The 20,571-nt window shown below is 71.8% G+C and carries 20 protein-coding genes; 10 read left to right on the top strand and 10 right to left on the bottom strand.

Annotated elements, in window-relative coordinates; translation table 11 throughout:
* Nucleotides 1-210 precede the first annotated feature (210 nt).
* Nucleotides 211-1,539: a TIR domain-containing protein gene (locus tag ACN27G_RS00285; RefSeq protein WP_421490756.1), complete on the top strand. Its 1,329-nt coding sequence runs from the start codon at nt 211-213 to the stop codon at nt 1,537-1,539.
* A gap of 169 nt (nt 1,540-1,708) precedes the next feature.
* On the opposite strand, the gene ACN27G_RS00280 is transcribed toward ACN27G_RS00285, so the two are convergent.
* Both ACN27G_RS00280 and ACN27G_RS00275 read right to left on the bottom strand, forming a co-directional pair.
* Nucleotides 1,709-3,439 carry an ABC transporter ATP-binding protein gene (locus ACN27G_RS00280; RefSeq protein WP_421490755.1) on the bottom strand — a complete coding sequence of 577 codons (1,731 nt, stop codon included), beginning with the start codon at nt 3,437-3,439 and terminating at the stop codon, nt 1,709-1,711.
* The gene (locus ACN27G_RS00275; RefSeq protein WP_421497187.1) at nt 3,436-5,130 is read right to left on the bottom strand and encodes an ABC transporter transmembrane domain-containing protein; all 1,695 of its coding nucleotides are present in this window, start codon (nt 5,128-5,130) and stop codon (nt 3,436-3,438) included. Before ACN27G_RS00275 ends, ACN27G_RS00280 begins: the two co-directional genes overlap by 4 nt.
* Nucleotides 5,131-5,358: 228 nt before the next feature.
* On the opposite strand from ACN27G_RS00275, the gene ACN27G_RS00270 reads away from it, so the two are divergent.
* A complete protein-coding gene (locus ACN27G_RS00270; RefSeq protein ID WP_421490754.1) occupies nt 5,359-5,760 on the top strand; it encodes a VOC family protein in 402 nt (133 codons plus the stop codon).
* A gap of 268 nt (nt 5,761-6,028) precedes the next feature.
* On the opposite strand, the gene ACN27G_RS00265 is transcribed toward ACN27G_RS00270, so the two are convergent.
* Nucleotides 6,029-7,162, bottom strand: coding sequence for a cupin domain-containing protein (locus tag ACN27G_RS00265; protein ID WP_421490753.1), 1,134 nt, complete (start codon nt 7,160-7,162; stop codon nt 6,029-6,031).
* A gap of 104 nt (nt 7,163-7,266) precedes the next feature.
* Between ACN27G_RS00265 and ACN27G_RS00260 the strand changes: the two genes are divergently transcribed.
* Both ACN27G_RS00260 and ACN27G_RS00255 read left to right on the top strand, forming a co-directional pair.
* Nucleotides 7,267-8,205, top strand: a complete 939-nt coding sequence (locus ACN27G_RS00260) for an NADP-dependent oxidoreductase (RefSeq protein WP_421490752.1) — start codon at nt 7,267-7,269, stop codon at nt 8,203-8,205.
* A 222-nt stretch (nt 8,206-8,427) separates the two neighbouring features.
* Nucleotides 8,428-9,084 (top strand): hypothetical protein, encoded by a 657-nt coding sequence (locus tag ACN27G_RS00255; RefSeq protein ID WP_421490751.1) that lies wholly within the window; start codon nt 8,428-8,430, stop codon nt 9,082-9,084.
* A gap of 92 nt (nt 9,085-9,176) precedes the next feature.
* On the opposite strand, the gene ACN27G_RS00250 is transcribed toward ACN27G_RS00255, so the two are convergent.
* From ACN27G_RS00250 to ACN27G_RS00240, 3 genes are all read right to left on the bottom strand, one after another.
* Nucleotides 9,177-9,386 carry a DUF397 domain-containing protein gene (locus ACN27G_RS00250; RefSeq protein ID WP_421497186.1) on the bottom strand — a complete coding sequence of 70 codons (210 nt, stop codon included), beginning with the start codon at nt 9,384-9,386 and terminating at the stop codon, nt 9,177-9,179.
* Entirely contained in the window at nt 9,386-10,273 is an 888-nt protein-coding gene (locus ACN27G_RS00245) for a helix-turn-helix domain-containing protein (protein ID WP_421490750.1), read from the bottom strand. Before ACN27G_RS00245 ends, ACN27G_RS00250 begins: the two co-directional genes overlap by 1 nt.
* A 460-nt stretch (nt 10,274-10,733) precedes the next feature.
* Nucleotides 10,734-11,621: a helix-turn-helix domain-containing protein gene (locus ACN27G_RS00240; protein WP_421490749.1), complete on the bottom strand. Its 888-nt coding sequence runs from the start codon at nt 11,619-11,621 to the stop codon at nt 10,734-10,736.
* A gap of 165 nt (nt 11,622-11,786) precedes the next feature.
* Between ACN27G_RS00240 and ACN27G_RS00235 the strand changes: the two genes are divergently transcribed.
* Nucleotides 11,787-12,218, top strand: coding sequence for a hypothetical protein (locus tag ACN27G_RS00235; RefSeq protein ID WP_421490748.1), 432 nt, complete (start codon nt 11,787-11,789; stop codon nt 12,216-12,218).
* A gap of 555 nt (nt 12,219-12,773) precedes the next feature.
* On the opposite strand, the gene ACN27G_RS00230 is transcribed toward ACN27G_RS00235, so the two are convergent.
* Nucleotides 12,774-13,262, bottom strand: coding sequence for a cupin domain-containing protein (locus ACN27G_RS00230; protein WP_421490747.1), 489 nt, complete (start codon nt 13,260-13,262; stop codon nt 12,774-12,776).
* Nucleotides 13,263-13,412: 150 nt separating this feature from the next.
* On the opposite strand from ACN27G_RS00230, the gene ACN27G_RS00225 reads away from it, so the two are divergent.
* The 4 genes from ACN27G_RS00225 (at nt 13,413) to rocD (ending at nt 17,463) form a co-directional block, all read left to right on the top strand.
* On the top strand, nt 13,413-14,066 hold the full coding sequence (locus ACN27G_RS00225; RefSeq protein WP_421490746.1) for a TetR/AcrR family transcriptional regulator: 654 nt from the start codon (nt 13,413-13,415) through the stop codon (nt 14,064-14,066).
* Nucleotides 14,067-14,280: 214 nt separating this feature from the next.
* The gene (locus ACN27G_RS00220) at nt 14,281-15,018 is read left to right on the top strand and encodes a thrombospondin (protein ID WP_421490745.1); all 738 of its coding nucleotides are present in this window, start codon (nt 14,281-14,283) and stop codon (nt 15,016-15,018) included.
* Between the two features lie 370 nt (nt 15,019-15,388).
* Complete coding sequence (ddaH, locus tag ACN27G_RS00215) at nt 15,389-16,252, top strand: dimethylargininase (RefSeq protein WP_421490744.1); 864 nt, start codon at nt 15,389-15,391, stop codon at nt 16,250-16,252.
* Nucleotides 16,252-17,463: an ornithine--oxo-acid transaminase gene (gene rocD / locus ACN27G_RS00210; RefSeq protein ID WP_421497185.1), complete on the top strand. Its 1,212-nt coding sequence runs from the start codon at nt 16,252-16,254 to the stop codon at nt 17,461-17,463. Before ddaH ends, rocD begins: the two co-directional genes overlap by 1 nt.
* Before the next feature lie 54 nt (nt 17,464-17,517).
* On the opposite strand, the gene ACN27G_RS00205 is transcribed toward rocD, so the two are convergent.
* Nucleotides 17,518-18,672, bottom strand: a complete 1,155-nt coding sequence (locus ACN27G_RS00205) for an FHA domain-containing protein (protein ID WP_421490743.1) — start codon at nt 18,670-18,672, stop codon at nt 17,518-17,520.
* A complete protein-coding gene (locus ACN27G_RS00200; protein WP_421490742.1) occupies nt 18,669-18,962 on the bottom strand; it encodes a 4a-hydroxytetrahydrobiopterin dehydratase in 294 nt (97 codons plus the stop codon). Before ACN27G_RS00200 ends, ACN27G_RS00205 begins: the two co-directional genes overlap by 4 nt.
* 185 nt (nt 18,963-19,147) lie before the next feature.
* On the opposite strand from ACN27G_RS00200, the gene ACN27G_RS00195 reads away from it, so the two are divergent.
* The gene (locus ACN27G_RS00195; protein WP_421490741.1) at nt 19,148-19,378 is read left to right on the top strand and encodes a hypothetical protein; all 231 of its coding nucleotides are present in this window, start codon (nt 19,148-19,150) and stop codon (nt 19,376-19,378) included.
* Nucleotides 19,379-19,400: 22 nt separating this feature from the next.
* Here the strand turns inward: ACN27G_RS00195 and ACN27G_RS00190 are convergent, their stop codons facing one another.
* Nucleotides 19,401-20,453 carry a fatty acid desaturase family protein gene (locus tag ACN27G_RS00190; RefSeq protein ID WP_421490740.1) on the bottom strand — a complete coding sequence of 351 codons (1,053 nt, stop codon included), beginning with the start codon at nt 20,451-20,453 and terminating at the stop codon, nt 19,401-19,403.
* Nucleotides 20,454-20,571 lie beyond the last annotated feature (118 nt).

The raw sequence follows: 20,571 nt of genomic DNA, 5'->3' as shown, positions 1-20,571 counted from the left end.
GTCGGGGTGGTCGTGGTAAAGGTCGTCGCCGAGAACTAACGAGACAACCCGCGAATCGGGTTCCGGTCGCGGTACGGATAACGCCCTCGCGGATCCGATCCGGTGGGGCCGCCGACCGGTCGGCCAGGAACGTTACGATCATGGATGGTTGACGGAGGCCGATTACCGGCCCGGTAGTACCATGCCATCCACTCGTAGCGTGGAGGTCCGATGGCCGGTCCGATCAAGGTGTTCGTCTGCTACAAGAAGCTTCTCTGGCAAGAGGTGGCCGGGCAGCGGGTCGGGCAGAAGAATGTCGAGGCCGATATCCTCCATCACCTGCTTTCGGAGCACGGCGACTTCGAGGTGTGGGTCGACAACGCGAAACTCGCCGCCGGCATGAAGTGGGAAACGGAGATCTACCAGCAGTTGCTCAGGACGGACGTCCTCGTCGTCCTGATCGGCCCCGGCACCTCCGAGTCCGAGTGGGTACGCCGCGAGATCGCCCTGGCGAACGCGCTCGGGATCGCCGTCGTCCCCGTCGGATTCGACCTCAGCGACGACCAGATGCGGGCGGAGACGAGGGAACTGGCGATAGACGACCTCCAGTGGGTGACGACGAGGAACATCCGGTTGCCGCAGGGCCGCGCGCTCCTCGCCGAACTCGAGCCCTCGCTGCGCCAGGCTGCCGTGACAACCCGGCACCAGCAGCGGACCGTGTTGCGAGATCTGCTGAAGCGGCAGCGACCGCAGGTCCGGAAGGCGGCCGACCGGCAGAGTGTGGCCTCCTTCGAGATCCCCGGTGCGCCCAGGAGCCTCACCCTGCACCTGGCCAGCGGTGACATGGCGAAGGTGCGGAACATCGACGTACTTGTCAATTCCGAGAACAACTACATGCAGATGGCCCGATTCTTCGAGAGCCAGACGGTCTCCTCGGTGCTCCGGCATCGCGGGGCGTCGCTGCGCAACGGCACCTATCGGGACACCATCCAGCGGGAACTCGACTGGCAGCTGCGGGATCGGGGACGCCCGGTACAGGCCGGCGAGGTCTTTCCGACCAGCGCCGGTGGCCCGGACAGCGAGTTGGCCAGGGTGAACAAGGCCCGGGTGATCCTGCACGTCGCCGCGGTGCAGGCGGTGGAGGCGGAAAACCGGGTGGTCCCGTTCAAGCAGCCACACCAGATCGAGTCGTCGATGCGGGCCGCGCTGGCCGCGATCTCCACGCTGAACGGATCGGCCGGCGTCTTCTCGCCGCCCGGCTCCGACCAGCGCGCGGAGCAGGAGCGGCTCGCGGCGGAGGGCAGGGGCTCACTGGAGAGCATCATCTTCCCGCTGCTCGGCACGGGCTCCGCCGGCGCCGAGCCGGTGGAGGTGGTCGGGCCGATGGTGGACGGCCTGGTCGGTTACCTCTCGGACTCGGAGAACCGGAACCTCGCCCGTACGCTCCGGCGCCTCTACTTCTCGGCCTACGCCGAGGAGGACGTGGAGGTGGTCAAGGACTACCTGGAGAAGCGTCTGGGCTCCCGGACCGCCACCCGGGCATCCCCGAGCCACTCGTAGTCCGGCAACGGCGGACCCGTCAAGTCAACTTGACGTCAAGGTCCGGAGGCCCGGCCGCTGTCCACAGAGGAGGCGCTGGAACTCCTCGGCCTCAGCGAGGGCTCGTGGGCAAGCCGAGCTGCGGCCGGCAGTTGAGCGGTCCGGACCGCCCACGCCGTCCAACGCCTGATCAGCCGTGCCAGGAGCGCCAGAGCGCGGCGTAGGCGCCGCCGGCCCGGATCAGCTCGTCGTGACTGCCCAACTCGGTGATCCGGCCATCCTCCATCACCGCCACCCGGTCCGCGTCGTGTGCCGTGTTCAGCCGGTGCGCGATCGCGATCACCGTACGCCCGGTGAGCACCGCGGCCAACGCCCGCTCGGTACGCCGGGCCGTGCTCGGGTCCAGCGCGGCCGTCGCCTCGTCGAGGATCAGCGTGTGCGGGTCGGCCAGGACGAGCCGGGCCAGCGCGAGCTGCTGCGCGTCGGCGGCACTCAGCTCCCGCGCCCCGTCGCCGAGCGCGGTGTCGAGCCCGTCGGGCAGCTCGGCGTACCAGTCGGCGCCGACCGCGACCAGCGCGGAGCGCATCTGCGCGTCCGTGGCCTCCGGGGCGGCGAAGGCGAGGTTGTCCCGCAGCGAACCGAGGAAGACGTGGTGCTCCTGGGTGACCAGGGCGATCCGGCGCCGCCGTTCCGCCGGGTCGAGGTCGGTGACCGGACAGCCGCCGACGGTCACCTCGCCGGTCCGGGGGCGGTCGATCCCGGCCAGCAGCCGGGCCAGGGTCGACTTGCCGGCCCCCGACGGGCCGACGATCGCCAGCCGTTCGCCGGGCCGGACCGTCAGGTCGATGTCGTGCAGCACGTCCCGGCCGTCGGCGTAGCCGAAGCGCGCCCCGCAGACCGCGAGCTGCCGCCCGGCCGGCGCGGACGCCCCGCTCCGGGGTTCCGGCGGCACCTGGCCGACCCCGAGCACCCGGGCGAACGAGGCGAGGCCGCGCTGCGCCTGCTCCAGCCACATCAGGACCTGGTCCAGCGGACCGATCGCCTGTTGCAGGTAGAGCGCGGCGGCGACCACCTCACCGATGGTCACCAGTCCACTGTCGAGACCGAGGCCGCCGACGAGCAGCACCGCCGCGATCGGCAGCGCGTAGCTCGACTCCACCACGGGAAAGAAGACCGATCGCAACCCGAGGGTACGCCGCCGGGTCGCCCAGACCCGCCCGATCCGCTCCCGGCCGTGCGCGACGCGTCCGCCGGCGAGCCGGAGCGCCTCCACCGTCCGGGCCCCCTCGGCGGTGGTGGTCAGCGTGTCGGTCAGCTCCGCCGTGGCGGCACCCTCGGCGAGATAGGCCGGCGAGGCCCGGCGCAGATACCAGCGGGTCACCAGGAGGATCGAGGGGAGCCCGGCCAGCGCCGCCGCGCCGAGCAGCGGATGCAGCAGGAAGATCGCCCCGAAGAGCAGGGTCAGTTGCGCCGTGGCGATCACCACCACCGGCACCACCTGGCGGACCGTGATGCCGACCGTGCCGACGTCGACCGCGCTGCGGGTGGCGAGGTCTCCGGTGCCGGCCCGTTCGACCACGGAGACCGGCAGGGCCAGGGTCCGCCGGACGAACTCCTCGCGCAGCCGGGCCACCGCGCGCTCCCCGAACCGGTGGCCGGCGTACTGGGCGTACCGGGCGAGCAGCGCCTGCCCCAGCACACAGCCGGCGATCGCCATCGCCAGCCCGTCGATCGTGCCGGCCCCGGCACCGGCCACCACCCGGTCGACGATGACCCCCACCAGCCACGGCGCGGCGAGTCCGGTGGCGGTGGCGGCGACGTGCAGCGCCAGGATGGCGGCGACCGTCCGGCGGTCCCGGGCGATCAGGTCCAGTGCGGCCCGGCGTACGACGGCCAGGTCCGCCACCGGCAGCCCGGTCACCGCAGCACTCCCTCACCGTCGGCGGGGCCGCCGGCAGCGACCGGTTCGCCGTCCCGGGAGACCAGTGCCCGGTAGTCCGGGTCGGCTTCGAGCAGCTCGACGTGGCTGCCCGTGGTGACGATCCGGCCGTCGCGCAGGTGCGCCACCCGGTCGGCGGCGGCGAGCAGCAGCGGCGAGGTCGCGAGCAGCAGGGTGGTCCGCCCGGCCCGGGCCGCCCGGAGCCGTTGCGCGATCCGCGCCTCGGTGTGCGCGTCCACCGCCGAGGTCGGGTCGATCAGGATCAGCACCTCGGGCTCGGCGAGCAGCGCCCGGGCCAGGCGTACCCGCTGCCGCTGGCCGCCGGAGAGACGGCGGGCCCGGGTGTCGATCGCCGTGTCGAGGCCGTCGGGCAGCGCCTCGACGACGTCGTCGGCCGAGGCGACCCGCAGCCCGGCCAGGATCTCGGTCTCGTCCCGCCACCCGGCACCGTGCAGGATCTCCCGCAGGGTCCCGGCGAAGAGGTAGGAGTCGTGGTCGGCGACGAGGATCCGGGAGCGCAGCTCGGGCAGCGCGATCGCGGTCAGCGGCACCCCGCCCCAGCTCGCCCGGCTGGCGACGTACCGGCCGAGGCGGTCGGCCAGGGCGACCGCGTCGGCGGGATCGGCGGCGGCGACCGCGGTCAGCCGGCCGCCGGGGACGGTGAGCCCGCTCTCCGGGTCGTGCAGGTCGGCGAGGCCGGCCGGGGCCGGTCGGTCCCCGCCGCCGGATACGTCGTCCGGAGTCCGCCTGTCGCCCGCAGTGAGCACGTCGCCCGCAGTGAGCACGTCGCCCGAGCCCAGCACGTCGTCCGGAGTCAGCTTCAGCAGGGCGATGATCCGGCGGGCCGCGACCCGGCCCCGGATGAGCTGGTAGCTCGCCTCCAGCATGAACCAGACCGGCACGATCAGGACCGCGACGTACCCGTAGACGGCGACGAGCTGACCGACGGTGATCTCGCCGCTGACCGCCATCCGGGCGGCCAGCCAGACCACGGCGGCGAGGAATCCCGCCGGGATCGCCACCGTCAGCGCGTCGATCCAGCTCCGGACCGCACCGACCCGGTAGCCCTCGGCCAGCAGTTCCTGGGAGCGGGCCGCGTACCGGTGGGCGAAGAGGTCCCGCCCGCCGACCCCGGCGAGCACCCGCAACCCGGCGACGATGTCCCCGGCCCGGGTGGTGAGCTGGCCCTGCCGGTGCCGGTAGGCGGACTCGACCCGGTCCAGCCGGCGCAGCAGCGGGCCGACGATGACGGTCACCGCCGGCACGCCGAGCAGCACACAGAGCGCGAGGAGCGGCGAGATCGACCAGAGCACGACCGCGACGACCCCGTACGCGACGATCGCGCCGACCCCCGGGCCGGTCATCGTCAGCACCCCCGAGGTGTTGACGATGTCGGAGCCGCCGACGGTGGCGACCTCGCCGGCGGCGAGCTTGCGCGGCAGTACGGCGCCGATCCGGGAGAGCTGCCGCAGCAGTACGCCTGCGGAGCGTGCGCTCGCGTCCTCCCGGATGAAGGTCATGGTGCGGTGCCGCATGATGCCGAGCTGGGCCAGCCCCAGCCCGGCGACGACGATCGCAGCCGTCCAGAGCAGCAGCGCCCCGGTGTCGCCGGTGCGCAGCCCGTCGTCGACCGCCCGGGAGACGAGGTACGGCCGCAGCGAGAGCGCGACCATCCAGGCCGTGCCGACCAGACTGCCCCGCAGCACGCGCAGCGGTTGGCTGCGCACCAGCCACCAGATGTAGCGGATCGGCCCCCGCGTATCCGGTACACCCGGGTCAGGGTGCGGGAGCTGCGGGGACACGGAGTCAGGCTACCGACGCCGGCCATGACGCACCCACCCATTTCAGGGAGGGTGCGGAGGCAACGGGCGGCCCGGGTGCGTCGTTGGTAGCGTCCCGACATGGCGGTGTTCCGGACTCCACAGGTCATTCTGTTCAGCGGAAACGTCAGCCGGGCGGTGACCTTCTATCTCGGACTCGGGTTCGTGGAAACCTTCCGGGTGCCCGCCGAGGGTGACCCGATTCATGTCGACCTCGCGCTCGACGACTACAGGATCGGCGTCGCCTCGGTCGCCTCCACCCGCGACGACCACGGCCTCGACCCGGTGCCCGAGGGCCAGCGGGCCGCCGTGGTGCTCTGGACCGACGACACCGGCGCCGCCTACGCGGAACTCACCGCGGCCGGCGCCCCGGCACTGGCCCCGCCACACGAGTGGCTCGGCCGGCTGCTGATCGCCTGGGTCGCCGACCCGGACGGCAACCCGGTCCAGCTCGTCCAGCACGTCGACGCCCCGCCGGACTGACCGGCCGCGGCCGACAGACCGCGCCGCCGCCCTCCGTCACTCACCGGCACTCACCGGCACACGCGTCGTGGAGCACGAAGGCGAGCCTCGGCTCCAGTTCGGCGTACGGGTGGGCGAAGATCTGCGGCAGGATGCCCGGATCGGCGTACGAGCCGGAGGCGTCCTGCCCCGCGTCGGCGTACGGATGCAGATGTCGTGCACGGCATCCCGGTCACCGGGCCGGTAGGGGCGGATCTCCGTGCCGGGTACCTGTCTGCTGAGACCGCTTTCACTCTCCCCCCTGCCCGGACCTGGTCCGCCGGTAGCGGCCGGGCGCGATGCCGTACCGGCGCTTGAACGCGGCACCGAAGGCGAACTCCGAGGTGTAGCCGACCCGCCCCGCGATGGTGGTCAGGGGCGTGTCGGACTCCCGGAGCAGCCGGGCGGCGGTGGTCATCCGCCACCAGGTCAGATAGGCCAGCGGCGGCTGACCGAGCAGCGCGGTGAACCGGCGCGCGAACGGCGCCCGGGAGAGTCCGGCCTCGGCGGCCAGGGCCGCGACGGTCCAGGGGTGCGCCGGGTCGCGGTGGATCGCCCGCAGTGCCGCACCGGTGACCGGGTCGCGTAGCGCTGCCGCCCAGCCGGGACCGTCGCCGGACCGCGGCGCCCGGTCGTACCAGGCCCGCAGCGTGTAGAGCAGCAGCGTGTCGAGCAGTGCGGGCACGATGGCGTCGGTGCCGAGGCGCGGGGACGCGAGTTCGGCGGCGAGCAGGTCCACGGTGGACCGCAGTTCGGGGTACCGCCCGAGGTGCGCGGGAAGGTGGATCAGATCTGGCAGGGCCGCCAGCAGCGGATGGGTGCCGGCCGGGTCGAGTTCGTATGCTCCGCAGAGCGTCACCGTCACGCCGGCCCCCGCCTCCGCCGCCGGCACTCCGCCGTCGACGGCGGGAACGTCGACGGCGGGAACGTCGACGGCGGGAACGTCGACGGCGGGAACGTCGACGGCGGGAACGTCGACGGCGGGAACGTCGACGGCGGGAACGTCGACGAAAGCAGCGGCACGGTCGGTGACACGGCCGACGGCGCCATCGACGGCGGGAGAGACGACGGCGGGAGGGGCGGCGTACCGGGCGCGGGACCGAGGGTCGGTCGGATCGCAGCCGGGCCCGGTCGGCCGGGTCGACGGGCTGTCGGCGAGGGTGTGTCCGCGCCCGTGCGGCAGGAAGAGCACGTCACCGGCGCCGAGCGGCACCGGCTCGGTCTCCGGGCGGATCAGCCAGCAGGGCCCGCGCAGGATCACCTGGAAGCCGGCGGCTCCGGGCACCGGGCCGAAGTGCTGGGCCCACGGCGCCTGCCAGGCCAGTCGGGCCGATCTCGGCCGCCCGGTCCGCATCACCGCGATCACGTCGCTGAGCACGTCCACCGGGCCACGATATCCGCGCGGAGGGCACTCACCGAGACGGAGGCGTATGAAACGAGGACCGGAGAACATAGGCCGTCTCACCCCGGCACCATAGGTTGCTGATCATGAGAGCCGCACGAATTCACGAGTACGGCGAGCCGTCGGTGATCCGCTACGACGAGGTGCCCCGCCCGGTTCCCGGTGCCGGGGAGGTACTGATCGAGGTGGCCGCCGCCTCGTTCAACCCGTCGGAGATCGGCCTGCGCCGAGGGCTGCTGCGACCCGTCTTCGCGCTGGAGTTGCCGTACACCCTGGGGTGGGACGTGGCCGGCACGGTCATCGAGGTCGGCGCCGGTGTGCGGACCCCGGCCGTCGGGGACGGGGTCGTCGGTCGGGTCGACACCGGCGGCACCGCCGCCGAGTACGTCGTGGCGGCGGCCGGCACCGTCGTGCCGGCGCCCCGCACGATCCCCCTCGCACACGCCGCCGCCCTGCCGGTCGCCGGGCTCACCGCCTGGCAGGCGGTGTACGAACACGCCGGGCTCGCCCCCGGCGCGCGGGTACTGGTCAACGGGGCCGGTGGCGGCGTCGGCGGGTTCGCCGTGCAGCTCGCCCGGCACGCCGGGGCGTACGTCATCGCGACCGCCAGCCCGCGCAGTGCCGCCCCGGTACGCCAGCTCGGCGCGGACCTGATCGTCGACTACACGGCGACGCCGCTGGCGGATGCGCTGGACGGGCCGGTCGACGCGTTGCTCAACCTCGTGCCGATCGGAGCGCGTGAGGCGGCGGCCCTGGTGCCACTGGTCCGGCCGGGCGGCGTCCTGGTCTCCGCCACCGTCCCGGTCGGGGTGCCGGCCGACGGGGCGATCCGGGCGGCGCAGTTCGTGGTCCGCAACGATCCCGGCCAGCTCGGTGAACTGGTCGGGCTGGTGGATGCCGGCATCGTGCGGGTGGATGTCGCCGGCACCAGGCCGCTGGCCGAGTTGGCCCTGCTGCACAAGGATGCGGAGGCCGGCCGGCTTCGGGGGAAGACCCTCCTGATCCCCGCGCATGCCGCAGGATAAATGTGGACAGTTTTCCGCAATAACATGACGCGGGTTAGCTCTGTTTCGTACCTGTGAACCTGCGCAGTCATCGCCGCCCCAGAGTAACGAGTTCCCCCATGTCACGGAGCATCATCCACGTTCCGGCACGATGGTCCGGGCGCCTCCGGGGGCGCCCGGCGTACGGTGGTGGTCCTGCCAGCCGGTCCGCGACCCGGGCCCCACCTCCCGAAAGGCGGACCGATGCTCATCCCCGCCCGGTTCAACGGGCCGCCCGGTTCCGGCAACGGCGGCTACTCCGCCGGCCTCTTCGCACACGGCGGAACCTCCGAGGTGACGCTCCGGATGCCGCCGCCGCTGGACACCCCGCTGTCGCTGCTCGACTGCCAGGTCCGCACCGGGGACGGCAGCGTCGTGGCCGAGGTCACCCCGGGTGCCGAGGTCGAGACCGCGGTCCCACCGATCGGGTACGCGGAGGCGGTCGAGGCCGCCAAGGCGTACGCGGGCTTCATCGCCCACCCGTTCCCGACCTGCTACGTCTGCGGCCCCGACCGGAGCGACGGGTTGGGCATCTTTCCCGGCCGGCTCGCCGACGGCAGCACCGCCGCCCCGTGGAGCGTCCCGCCGGACGTCTCGCCCGCCACCGTCTGGGCCGCCCTGGACTGTCCCGGCGGCTGGGCGGTGATCGGCGCCGACCGCCCGTACGTGCTGGGCCGGATCGCCGTACGCCTGGACCGGCTCCCCGCCCCCGGCGAACGCTGCGTGCTCCGCGGCGCCCTCGCCGCCGCCGAGGGCCGCAAGGCCCTGGTGCACACCACCCTGTACGCCCCCGACGGCGCCGAACTGGCCCGCGCCCGAGCCACCTGGATCGCCCTGCCCGCCACCCACGCCACCGGGTAGCCCGCTACCGCCCGCACCGCGGCGTTCACCTGGACGCCAGAGGCGTCAACCGCCCCCGATAACGCCTCTGGCGTCCAGGTCACCCCCGCGGGTCACGCCCCGGCGTCACCTCGGGAGCGGGACGCCTTCGCCGCGCGCACGAACTCTTCCCAGGCGTGCGGCGGGAACGCCAGCACGGGGCCGTCCGCGTCCTTGCTGTCCCGCACCCCGACGGCCCCCACCAGATTGCGCGCCACCTCCACGCAGTTGCCACCTCCGCTTCGGCCGCTCGTACGCCAGTCCGCCCGGGACAGATCGATCATCATGTCGGAAACTCCTCCGCGATCGACGCGATCAGCTTTCGTGATTGTGCCTCGGTCAAGCTAACTTCCTCAATATCTCCCCAGACGGCCAGATGCGCTTCCACCTCGTGCGGCTTCTCCAGGTACAGGGCGCCGGTCAGTCCTTCGCCGTAGACGATCGGCGGCTCGGTCCGGCGGCCGAGTCCGTCATCGGGAAACTCCAGGACCGCAAAGCCACCATTGGCACGCTCGGCCCGGTAGATTCCGCCCGAGAACGGCAGCACCCGCACCGAGACATTCGCGTGTTCGCTGGCGTCTACCAGGTGCCGCAACTGCGCTCCCATTATCAATCCGGTGCCGGCAGTGCGGCGCAGCACCGCCTCGTCGAGGACCACGTCCAGCCGCGGTGGCGCCGGATGTCGCCGGCGCAGTATCGCCTGCCGTCCGAGCCGGACCTCGACCGCTCGATCGCGCTCGACAGGCCCCAGCTCAGGGCTACCGACCCGGAACACCTCAGCCGCGTACGCCGCGGTCTGGAGCAGCCCCGGGACGAAGTGCGGCTCGTACATCCGCAGGTGGGAGGCGGCGGCTTCGAGGCCGACGTAGAGCTCGAACCACTCCGGGATGGCGTCGCCGTAACAGTGCCACCAGCCGCGCGCCTTGGTCTCCTTGGCCAGCCCGGTCAGGGCCTCGGTCATCTCCGCTGTCGCCCCGTAGATCCGGCACATCGCCTCGACGTCCGGCGACCGCATGCTGGTCGCCCCGCTCTCGATGCGCCAGATCTTCGGAGTCGACCAGCGCAACGTCTGGGAGACGACCTTGATGGTGAGCTGGGCTTCCTGGCGGAGCAGGCGCAGATGCCGCCCGAGCTGCCGTCGCGGAACGGTGGAGTCGACCTCTGCCCGCACCAACATCTCCTTTCCGGAATTACCGTCGACGAAATCTTCCAGTCGATCTGTGATGCGAACGCGATAATCATCGAGCGATCGGTCCGTCGCAATTGCAGATGATAAATCGGAAGGTCGTTCGACCAGAGGTGGTATGGCGTTACCGGCCGCCCGGACCGCCGGCGTCGTCGGCGCCCTGGCGGTCCCAAGATTCTCGGGCAGTTATGGTTACCGCGAACCACAGGTTGCCATGAATCTTGAAGGCTGTGCCATATCGTGGGCGCCGGGGTGGCCGGGGCCCACCGGGGCCGCGGCCGCCCCGCTCGGGCACGAACCCGCGCCGCCCCGTCCCCGTGTCCCTCACTCCCGTACGGTCCGCCGCCGCTGTCTCCCCACACCGGCGACGTACCGCAGGTTGGCACTGCTCTCCTTCTTTCCCGCCGACAGATGCCCCTCGTGGCCCGGCGGCGATCTCAGATCGTCACCCGCCGTACTCTTCGGCGATCGACGTGATGAACTTCCGGGACAGGTCCTCGGTGAGGCTGACCGCCTCTATGTCGGACCAGACCGCGGCGTGACTGTCCACCTCGTGCGGCTGCTCGAGGTAGATGGCTCCGGTCAACCCACCGCTGTAGACGATCGGCGGTTCGCTCCTACGCCCGAGGCCGTCGGTCGGGAACTCCAGGATGGCGAACCCGCCATTGGCGTGTTCGGCCCGGTGGAGCCCGATGGAGAACGGCAGCACCCGTACCGAGATATTCGGTTGTTCGCCGACGGTCACCAGGTGTCGCAACTGTTCACTCATCATCGACCCGCTACCGGCGGCGCGACGCAACACCGCCTCGTCGAGGATCACGTCGAGCTGCGGAAGCGGACCCCGCTGCCGACTGAGGACCGCCTGCCGTCCGAGCTCGACCTCGACCATCCGCTCGCGTTCGGCCGGGCCGAGTTCGGGACTGCCGATCCGCACGAACTCCGTGGCGTAGGCCGGGGTTTGCAGCAACCCCGGAACGAACTGGGGCTCGTACATTCGAAGACGACTGGCGGCGGCCTCCAGTCCGGCGTACAACTCGAACCACTGGGGGATGGCGGCACCGTAGGAGTGCCACCAGCCGCGTCCCCGGGTTTCCTTGGCGAGCCCGGTCAGGGCCTCGGTCATTTCTGGTGACGCACCGTATATCCGGCACATCGCCTCGACGTCCAGTGAGCGCATACTGGTCGCCCCGCTCTCGATGCGCCAGATCTTCGGCATCGACCACTCCAGCGCCTCCGACACCACCTTGATGGTGAGCCGCGCCTCCTCACGGAGCTGGCGTAGATGCCGTCCGAGCTCCCTGCGAGGAACGGTGGAGTCCACCCCTGCCTGCACTACAGTCCCCCTCTCCGGCATTACCTATCGAGCGAACATTTCACTCGGCATGTAACGTCCGTTGTATACTCTCCGTGATTCCGGTAATTACAGATCGTCAGAGGGAAATCGTTCAGCCAACACGTAATATTGCATTGTTCCGCGCTGTAGTAAAGCATCGATCGCATGGCAGCCGAACCTCTGACGACCGAAGCTGGGGGAACGGAAATGCGGGACCACGACCCGGCCGCTCCCCTGTGGACCTGCACGGAGTGTGGAGACGACTGGCCGTGCGCCGCCCGAAGACGGCAGCTCCGTGCGGAGTTCGCCGGCAGCATCGTCTCCCTCAGGTACTACCTCGCCCACCATCTCGTCAACGCCGCCGAGGATCTGCGGCATGTTCCGGCCGGTTGGTTACACAATCGTTTCATCGCCTGGACCGATCGCGCCGCCGAGCCCCCGCCGTACACGTCGGCGGACATCCTGGTCAACAGCTATCTGTTAGCAGACTCACACAGTCCCGACCGGTTCGGACGGTGCCCAGTCTGCGGCGATCCCGCCAACTGCTGGGTGCGACTCGATCCGAACGGGCCGGGCTTTCTCATCCCGGTCCCCTGATGTTCGAGCCACCCCGTCCCGGAATGGTGGTCTACGTCGGGGCGGCGGCGAGCGTACAGTTCGGCGGTCGGCGGGCGCTGCTGTTCCGGGTGACCCGGGTGAGCGAAAAACCCACCTATCACGGTTGGTGCTGGCTCACCGGCTACACGTTGGACGAAGTCGGCGAGGCCGTCGAGCGCCGAGAGATCTACGTACAACTCGCCGGCCTACGACCGGTCCGCCCTCGACCGAGGGAACCGAAACGCGCGCCCGCCACCTCGAACCGGGGGCCGGACCTCAGCCGGCGCCCCACGCGGATGCCGAACCGCGCTCCTGTCGTCGCACGATAGAGCCGAAGTGCAAGGAAGGGGCCCTTCTTATCTTTTCTGGATAAGAAGGGCCCCTTCCTTGCACTTCCCGCACCGAAAGTTTCGGCAGGTCGCGTTTATCGCCCCGAGAGTGCGGGTACGCCGGCCGGTTCGGGCGGGAACGGGCCTGAACCGCGCAGGCGCCGGATAGTCCCGGCGACGGGACGCCTCGGCCGGACGATTCGATGGAAACGCCGCCCGTTCGGCGTCAGTGCCTCGGGGGTGGGCCGAGCAACTCGATGCCGTGCCGGGCGGCGGCGTGTCCGAGGGCGGCGGGGTCGACCGGCCCTGGGTCCGGCAGACGTCGCTCCCGGGCCGGCTCGCCGACGTCGGCGGCGAACCGCTCGAAGCCGGACGGTGCGGTGATCTGGAGGGTACGCAGCGGCTCGTCGGGGCCGACCAGGAAGGTGTGCGCCAGGCCCGCCGGCAGCAGGACGAAATCGCCGGGGCCGGCCGGGAACACCTCGCCGTCGCAGCGGAACTCGACGGTGCCGGAGAGCACGTAGAACATTTCGTCCTCGGCCAGGTGCCGGTGCAGCGGCGGCGCGAAGCCGGGCGGGTTGACGAACTCCACGACGGTGACCCGGTCGCCGGTCTCCGCACTGTCCGCCTTGACCGTGACCAGGCTGCCGAGAAACCACAGGGCCTCGCCCTCGGCCTCCCGACGGATGAATGGACGGATGCCTGCCTGGGTCATCGCTGCCGCCTCCCCTGTCTCGTCGCCCGCAGCCGGCGACCGGCACGCCGTCCGCGACGGCACGCCGCCGCGCAGGTGTCGGGCTCGCGCGCCCGGATCGAATTGGTCATACTCGCAGTCTAGTGAATATGCAGCTAGTATGACGAAGTCATGAGCGGTGTCAACCCCAGACCCAGGCGGCGCTACCAGTCCCCGGTCCGCGCCGAGGCGGCCCGGCGTACCCGGCAGGCGATCGTCGCGGCGGCCGGCGAGATGTTCGTCGCACGCGGGTACGCCACAACCTCGCTCGCCGGCATCGCGGAGGCCGCCGGGGTCTCCCGGCCGACCGTCTTCGCCGTCTTCGGCTCCAAGCCGGCCCTGCTGCGTGAGGTCCTCGACCAGGCGCTCGCCGGCGACGACGAGCCGGTCGCCGTCGCCGACCGGCCCTGGTTCCGGCCCGTCTGGGACGCCACCACCCCGGCGGCGGTCTTCGACGCCTACGCCGAGGTGTGCGTGCTGATCGGTGGCCGGGCCGCCCGGCTCTTCGAGACCGTACGGCGGGCCGCCGACGACGCGCCCGAGATGGCCGAGCTGTGGCGGACACTGCTGCGCAACCGGCGGGCCGGGGCCACGATGGTCCTCACGCACGCCCGTGCCCTCGGACCGCTCACCCCCGACCTCGATCCGGACCGCGCGATCGACGTCCTCTGGCTCTGCAACGATCCGGCGCACTACGCCGCCCTGGTGCTCGAATGCGGCTGGTCCGAACGGGACTTCACCGACTGGCTGGCCGCCACCATGCGCCGCGCGCTGCTCCCCCGCTGAAGCCGCTCCACCACTGAAGCCGCTCCACCACTGAAGCTGCTACCCCATCGAACAGCCGCTACCCCATCGAACCTGTCCCACCCCCGGTGCCCGTCCGTCCGGCATGTGTCACGGAACGGGCATCGGGGTACACCGATCAAATGCTGCGTAGGCGCCAACGTCGAGGCTCCACGCATGGATCAGGAGGTGTGTTGTGGTCAGGATCCCATCACTGATGCGCCACTCGGAGCCGGCGCCCGCGCGGGACACGAACCGCGACGGTCGCGTCGACGCCCGAGACGACAACCCCGGTGCCGGAGACGAGAACCGGGATGTCCGGGACACGAACCGCGACGGCCGCGTCGACGCCCGGGACGACGCGGCCACCGGCACCGTCGCCCCGGTCGCCGACACCGACCGGGCGGACAGCACGACGACGCAGACGACGCCGCAGGCCCGCACCACGGTCCCCGACCGGGACACCGGGACCACCGCCACCGTCCCGGAGACCGAGACCCGTCCGGCTCGGCCGGACGCGGCGACGACCACCGACACCCGCGCGACGGACGACCGGAGCGCCGATCCCGAGCGAGGGCTCGGCGAGCGTACGCCCGAGAGCACCGAGCGGGTGGTGGTCGACCGCGGTCCGCGTCCCCGGGCCAGCATGCTCGCCACGCTCAGCCTGGTCTTCGGGGTGGCCGCCGCCGCCTTCGTGCTGGCCGGCGCCCTCGCCGGATACGGCATCGCGCTCGGTGTCATCGCCCTGCTGCTGGGCGTCAGCGGTGTCTCCGCGACCGCCCGCCGGCACGTCGCCGGCAAGACCGACGCGTTGATCGGGATCGTTCTCGGGGTCGGTGCCGTCGTCGTCGCCGTGCTGGCGATGACCGGCCAGTTCGAGTGGCCGACCACCGACGGAGACGTCGTGGTCCGGTTCCGCGAGTGGCTTGATTCACAGTTTGTCGACCGGTTCTGATCGGGTATTGACCCGCGCGGAGCGGTGATGCACCGCTCCGGCCCCGCCCGCCGGTGGTGGTTCACCACCCGAGCGAACGTTTTCGGGGGCGGCGACGTTGCCGCCCCCGAATCGCGTCCGGGGCCCGCGTCGCACCCCTTTCACCCGGCCGCCGCGCGGGTCACCTCCTCGACCGGACTCACCTGGCCGGAAGGGCTGCCGGCACTCACGCAACGGTTCGCCGCCGTGTCCCGGCGCAGACGCAACGATCAGCCGCCGTAAGCAACCGTCAGCCGTGGTTACCGCCGGCCGGCCCCGCATAGCGTGGGGTTCGGCGCCAGCCCGTGAGCCGTACCGAGGCCGGGCGCGCCCGATCCCCGGGAGCAGGACCATGACGTTGGACGCCACCGCCACCACCACCGGCGGGCGTACCCAGGCAGGACCGCCGCGGACCCGGCGCTACCTGATGTGCCGGCCGACCTACTTCGCCGTCGAGTACGCGATCAACCCGTGGATGGACCCGGCCGCGCCGATCGACACCGCACTCGCGGTACGCCAGTGGGAGACGCTGCGGCGGACCTACCTGGACCTCGGCCACACGGTCGAGGAGATCGAGCCGCTGCCCGGCCTGCCCGACATGGTCTTCGCGGCCAACGGCGCCACCGTGCACGACGGGCGGGCGCTCGCGGTGCAGTTCCGCGACCCGGAGCGCGCCGACGAGGCACCCGCGTACGCTGCCTGGCTGGACCGGGCCGGCTTCGAGGTGCACGAGGCCAAGCACGTCAACGAGGGCGAGGGTGACGCCCTGCCGGCCAACGGGCTGCTGCTGGCCGGCACCGGGTTCCGGGCCTCGCACGCGGCACACGCCCACCTCCAGGAGGTCTTCGGGCGGCCGGTGATCACACTGCAACTGGTCGACCCGCGCTTCTATCACCTGGACACCGCGCTCTGCGTGCTGGACGACACCACCGTGGCGTACCTGCCGGAGGCGTTCTCGGCCGGCAGCCGGGCGGTGCTGCGCCGGCTCTTCCCGGACGCGGTGCTGGCTAGCCTGGCCGACGCCGAGGTGCTCGGGCTGAACGCGGTCAGCGACGGTCGGCATGTCATCCTTCCGGTCCAGGCCACCGGACTGTCGGCCGCGCTGCGCGAGCGCGGGTACGACACAATTGGCATTGATTTGTCCGAGCTGCGCAAGGCTGGCGGCGGACCGAAGTGCTGCACCCTGGTGCTGCGGGAACGAGAGGCGACCAAGTGATCGTGGACGACGTGCTGCGCACCCCCGAGGCGGTACGCGAGGCGGAGCGCTGGACGGCACACAACTACCACCCGCTGCCGGTGGTGATCTCCTCGGCGGAGGGCGCATGGGTCACCGACGTCGACGGGCGGCGCTACCTTGACTGCCTGGCCGGCTACTCGGCGCTGAACTTCGGGCACCGGCACCCGGCGCTGGTCGCCGCCGCCCACGCCCAGCTCGACCGGCTCACCCTGACCAGCCGGGCCTTCCTGCACGACCAGTTCGCCGACTTCTGCCGGGAGCTGGCGCAGTTGGCCGGCAAGGAGCTGGTGCTGCCGATGAACAGCGGCGCCGAGGCGGTGGAGACCGCGGTCAAGGTCTCCCGGAAGTGGGGTTACCGGGTCAAGGGCGTACCGGCCGGGCAGGCCACGATCGTGGTGGCGGAGGGGAACTTCCACGGCCGTACCACCACCATCGTCAGCTTCTCCACCGACCCGGAGGCCCGGGACGACTTCGGGCCGTACACCCCGGGGTTCCGGGTCGTCCCCTACGGCGACCTGGCCGCGCTCGCCGAGGCGGTCGACGAGACCACCGTCGCCGTGCTGCTGGAGCCGATCCAGGGCGAGCAGGGCGTCGTGGTGCCGCCGCCGGGCTACCTGCCCGGGGTGCGCCGGCTCTGCACCGAACGGAACGTGCTCTTCGTCGCCGACGAGATCCAGTCCGGGCTGGGCCGGACCGGCGAGACGTTCGCCTGCGACAACGAGGACGTCGTCCCAGACATGTACGTCCTGGGCAAGGCGCTCGGCGGCGGCATCGTGCCGGTCTCGGCGGTGGTGGCCGACGCCGACGTGCTCGGCGTGCTCCAGCCGGGCACGCACGGCTCGACGTTCGGCGGCAACCCGCTGGCCTGCGCCGTCGGCACCGAGGTGGTCCGGCTGCTCGCCCCCGGCGACTTCCAGCGCCGCTCGGCGGAGCTGGGCGCGCGGCTGCACGCCGGCCTGCGCGGGCTCCTCGGCGAGGGGCTGATCGCGGTACGCGGCCGGGGGCTCTGGGCCGGCATCGACATCGACCCGGCGTTGATGACCGGGCGGCAGGCGTGCGAGCGGCTGGCCGAGCGCGGCATCCTCGCCAAGGACACCCACGGCTCGACGATCCGGCTGGCGCCGCCGCTGGTGGTCGAGGAGCACGAGATCGACCACGTGCTGGAGCGGCTCGCCGCCGTACTGCACTGAGCCGGATCTCACCGACCCGGAGCGGCCGGCCCGCGTGGCGGGCCGGCCGGACGGTCAGCCCCGGTTGGGCAGCCGGATCGCCATCGTCGGCGCCTCGGCCATCACGGAGGTCGGGTTCGTCATCCCGCCGGAGGTCCAGACGCTCGACCGCCCCACCTGTACGCCGGGATAGAGCTCCACGATGTCGCCACCGCGCATCACCCGGGACTGCTGGCGGGGCAGCGCGATCCGCTCGGCCTCGTCCATCGACCCGCCCGGCCGTACGCCGGAGCCGTTGGTGCTGACGTCCTGGGCGACGAGATCGCCACCGCGCAGCTCGAACCGGACGTGGCTACGGCTGATCCAGCGCCGCGCCTCGTCGTTGAGCCACTGGCCGAGCCGGATCCCGGCGGAGTCCTCCGGCGCCCGACCGACCACCACCGGACGCTCGGCGGTCACCACGAACCGGCGCCGGACCATGCCGCCGATCCGGACCGACAGCACCTCCTCGTTCGGCCTCGGCCCGGCGTCGCTGAGCCGCTTCTCGTGCCGGGGGCACATCGGCGCGCCGGCCCGCAACGTCGGCGGCGGCTGGCCGCTCGGCTTGCGGTCGATCTCGGCGAGGTCGGCGAAGGCGCCGCCACCGCCGCCACCGCCGCCGAAGAGCACGCAGCCGGGCTCCTTGCACCGCCAGGTGCGGGCCAGCAGCTTGCGACCGGTCGGTGACGGACCGCCGGCCGGCGGCACGGTGCCCTTCACCCGCTGTGCCAGGACCGGCCCTCCGGCTCCCGGCAGCGGGGCGAAGAGCCGGCCGGGCTGGCTGGTCACCCAGGGGAAGCGCCCGGCCATCCCGTCGAAGCGGCCCCGGCTGAGCACCGGCAGGCCGAGCAGGTCGGCCACCTCCAGCATCCGGTCGCCGGGGTTGTTGAGCACCTCGACCAGGCCGTTGTCGGCCCAGCGCCGCAGCACCATCCGCTCGTTGGAGGTGAGGTCGGCGTCGCTGAGCAGCGCGCGGTGCACCACCGCGTAGACCGGGACGCTGTCCTCCTCCAGGTGCCGGCCGAGCGCGTCGATGACCATGCCGAGCCGCATGGTGCTGGCTGGCCGGCCGCCGTCGAGATCCTGGTAACGGACCACCTCGGCCAGATCCAACACCGCCCGTACCAGCGACGGATCGGTGCTGACCCGGTCCTCGATCGCGTCGAGGACCTTGCTTATCTCGAATCTCACGCCGCTCCCCGGACTATCTCGTCGATACGCCGCGCCAGCTCGACGTCGCGTCGGGTGACCCCACCCACCGAATGGGTCGCGCACCGGAAGGTAACCGTGCGCCACCGGATGTCAATGTCGGGATGGTGGTCGAGTTCCTCGGCGACCGCCGCCACCCGGTCCACCACACCGATCGCGTCGGGGAACCCGGGCAGCTCGACGGTGCGACCGATGCCGGCCGGGTCGCCGGTCCAGCCGTCAAGCCCCGCCAGCTCGGTCCGCACCGCCTCCGCATCCAGCACCTCTGCCATGGCCAGACCTTACCGCCGAGGTTCCCTCCCGTGGTGTGCAACCCGATTCGCCGGGCACCGACCGCCGCTGCTGACCGACCGGGTCGACGCCGTCTCCATCGACACCCCCCTACGATGAGCCCTCGACCCGATCGGGGCCCGCCGGGGCAGGTTTCCGTGGGAGTCGTCAAGCGGAAGGAATCAGGATGCGGATACGAACGTGGCGGTCTGCGGCTCCGGTGCTGTTCCTCGTCGCCGCGACGAGTCTTCCGGTCGCCGGTTGCGGCATCGGCGCCGGATCCTCCGACCGGGTGGCGCCACCCGGCACGGAGACGTCGACGCCGAAACAGCTCGGCCCGGTGGTGGAGGCGGAGCGTCCGCCCGCCTCCGACGTCGTCGAACTGCCGGGATCCCTGGCCGACCGCTTCGAGATCTGACCTGACCGGCATCCGCCCCGGTTCACCGGCCCTCGGTTACCAGCCCCTTCCGCAGTGGCGCGCCCACCGCGTGCAGGTGCCGCAGCGCCTGCCGGTAGGAGTCGAAGAGACCGGTCTGCTCGTACGGGATGCCCTGCTCCGCGCAATACTCGGCCACGATCGGCTGGGCCCGGCCCAGGTTGCCCCGGGGCATGCTCGGGAACAGATGGTGCTCGATCTGGTAGTTGAGGCCGCCCAGCGCGAAGTCCACCAGCGCCCCACCCCGGACGTTCCGCGAGGTCAACACCTGTTTACGCAGGAAGTCGAGGTCGTCGCCGTCGCCGACCATCGGCATGCCCTTGTGGTTCGGCGCGAACGAGCAGCCCATGTAGAGCCCCCACAGCCCCTGGTGGACGACGAGGAAGGCCAGCGCCCGCCCCGGTGAGAGCACCGTGAAGAGCGCGCCCAGGTAGCCGGCCGTGTGCAGTGCCAGCAGGATCGCCTCGGCCCGGCGGTGCCGCATCGGCGTACCGTCGGTGAGCGCCCGCACGCTGGCGACGTGCAGCGCCAGCCCCTCCAGCAGCAGCATCGGGAAGAACAGGTACGCCTGCCGCCGTGCCAGCCAACGGCCGAAGCCCCGGGTGGCGAGCGCCTGCTCGGAGGTCCAGACCAGGGCACCAGCCCCGACGTCCGGATCGTCGTGCTCGTGATTCGGGTTGGCGTGGTGCCGGTTGTGCTTGTCGACCCACCAGCCGTAGCTGAGTCCGATCGCCAGGTTGCCGGCGAGCAGCCCGGCCACCTCACTGGCCCGCCGGTTCCGGAACATCTGCCGGTGTCCGGCGTCGTGGCCGAGGAAGGCGACCTGGGTGGTGGCGCCGGCCAGGAACACCGCCACCGCGAGCTGCCACCAGGAGTCACCGACGGCGGCGAAGGCGATCCAGCCGACGGCGAAGAGGCCCACGGTCAGCGCGATCCGGGCCACGTACCAACCCGTACGGCGCTCCAACAGCCCTGCCGCACTGACCCGTCGAGACAACCGTGAGTAATCACTTCCCCGGCGACTATCCGGTTCGGCCAGCGGTGCGAGTGCCGCCATCGTCACGCTCCCAACGTCGTTTTCGCTACGCCGGGCGGCGGTAGCGCTGATCTCCAGTCTCCGGAAGGTCGTTGCGCTCAGTAACCCTGGAAACCCCCGTATCGGGGGTAGTGGTACC

It is taken from the genome of Plantactinospora sp. WMMB334, from assembly GCF_049179095.1.
In the GTDB taxonomy this organism is placed as follows: domain Bacteria; phylum Actinomycetota; class Actinomycetes; order Mycobacteriales; family Micromonosporaceae; genus Plantactinospora.
This window is presented reverse-complemented; position numbering and strand designations above follow the sequence as displayed.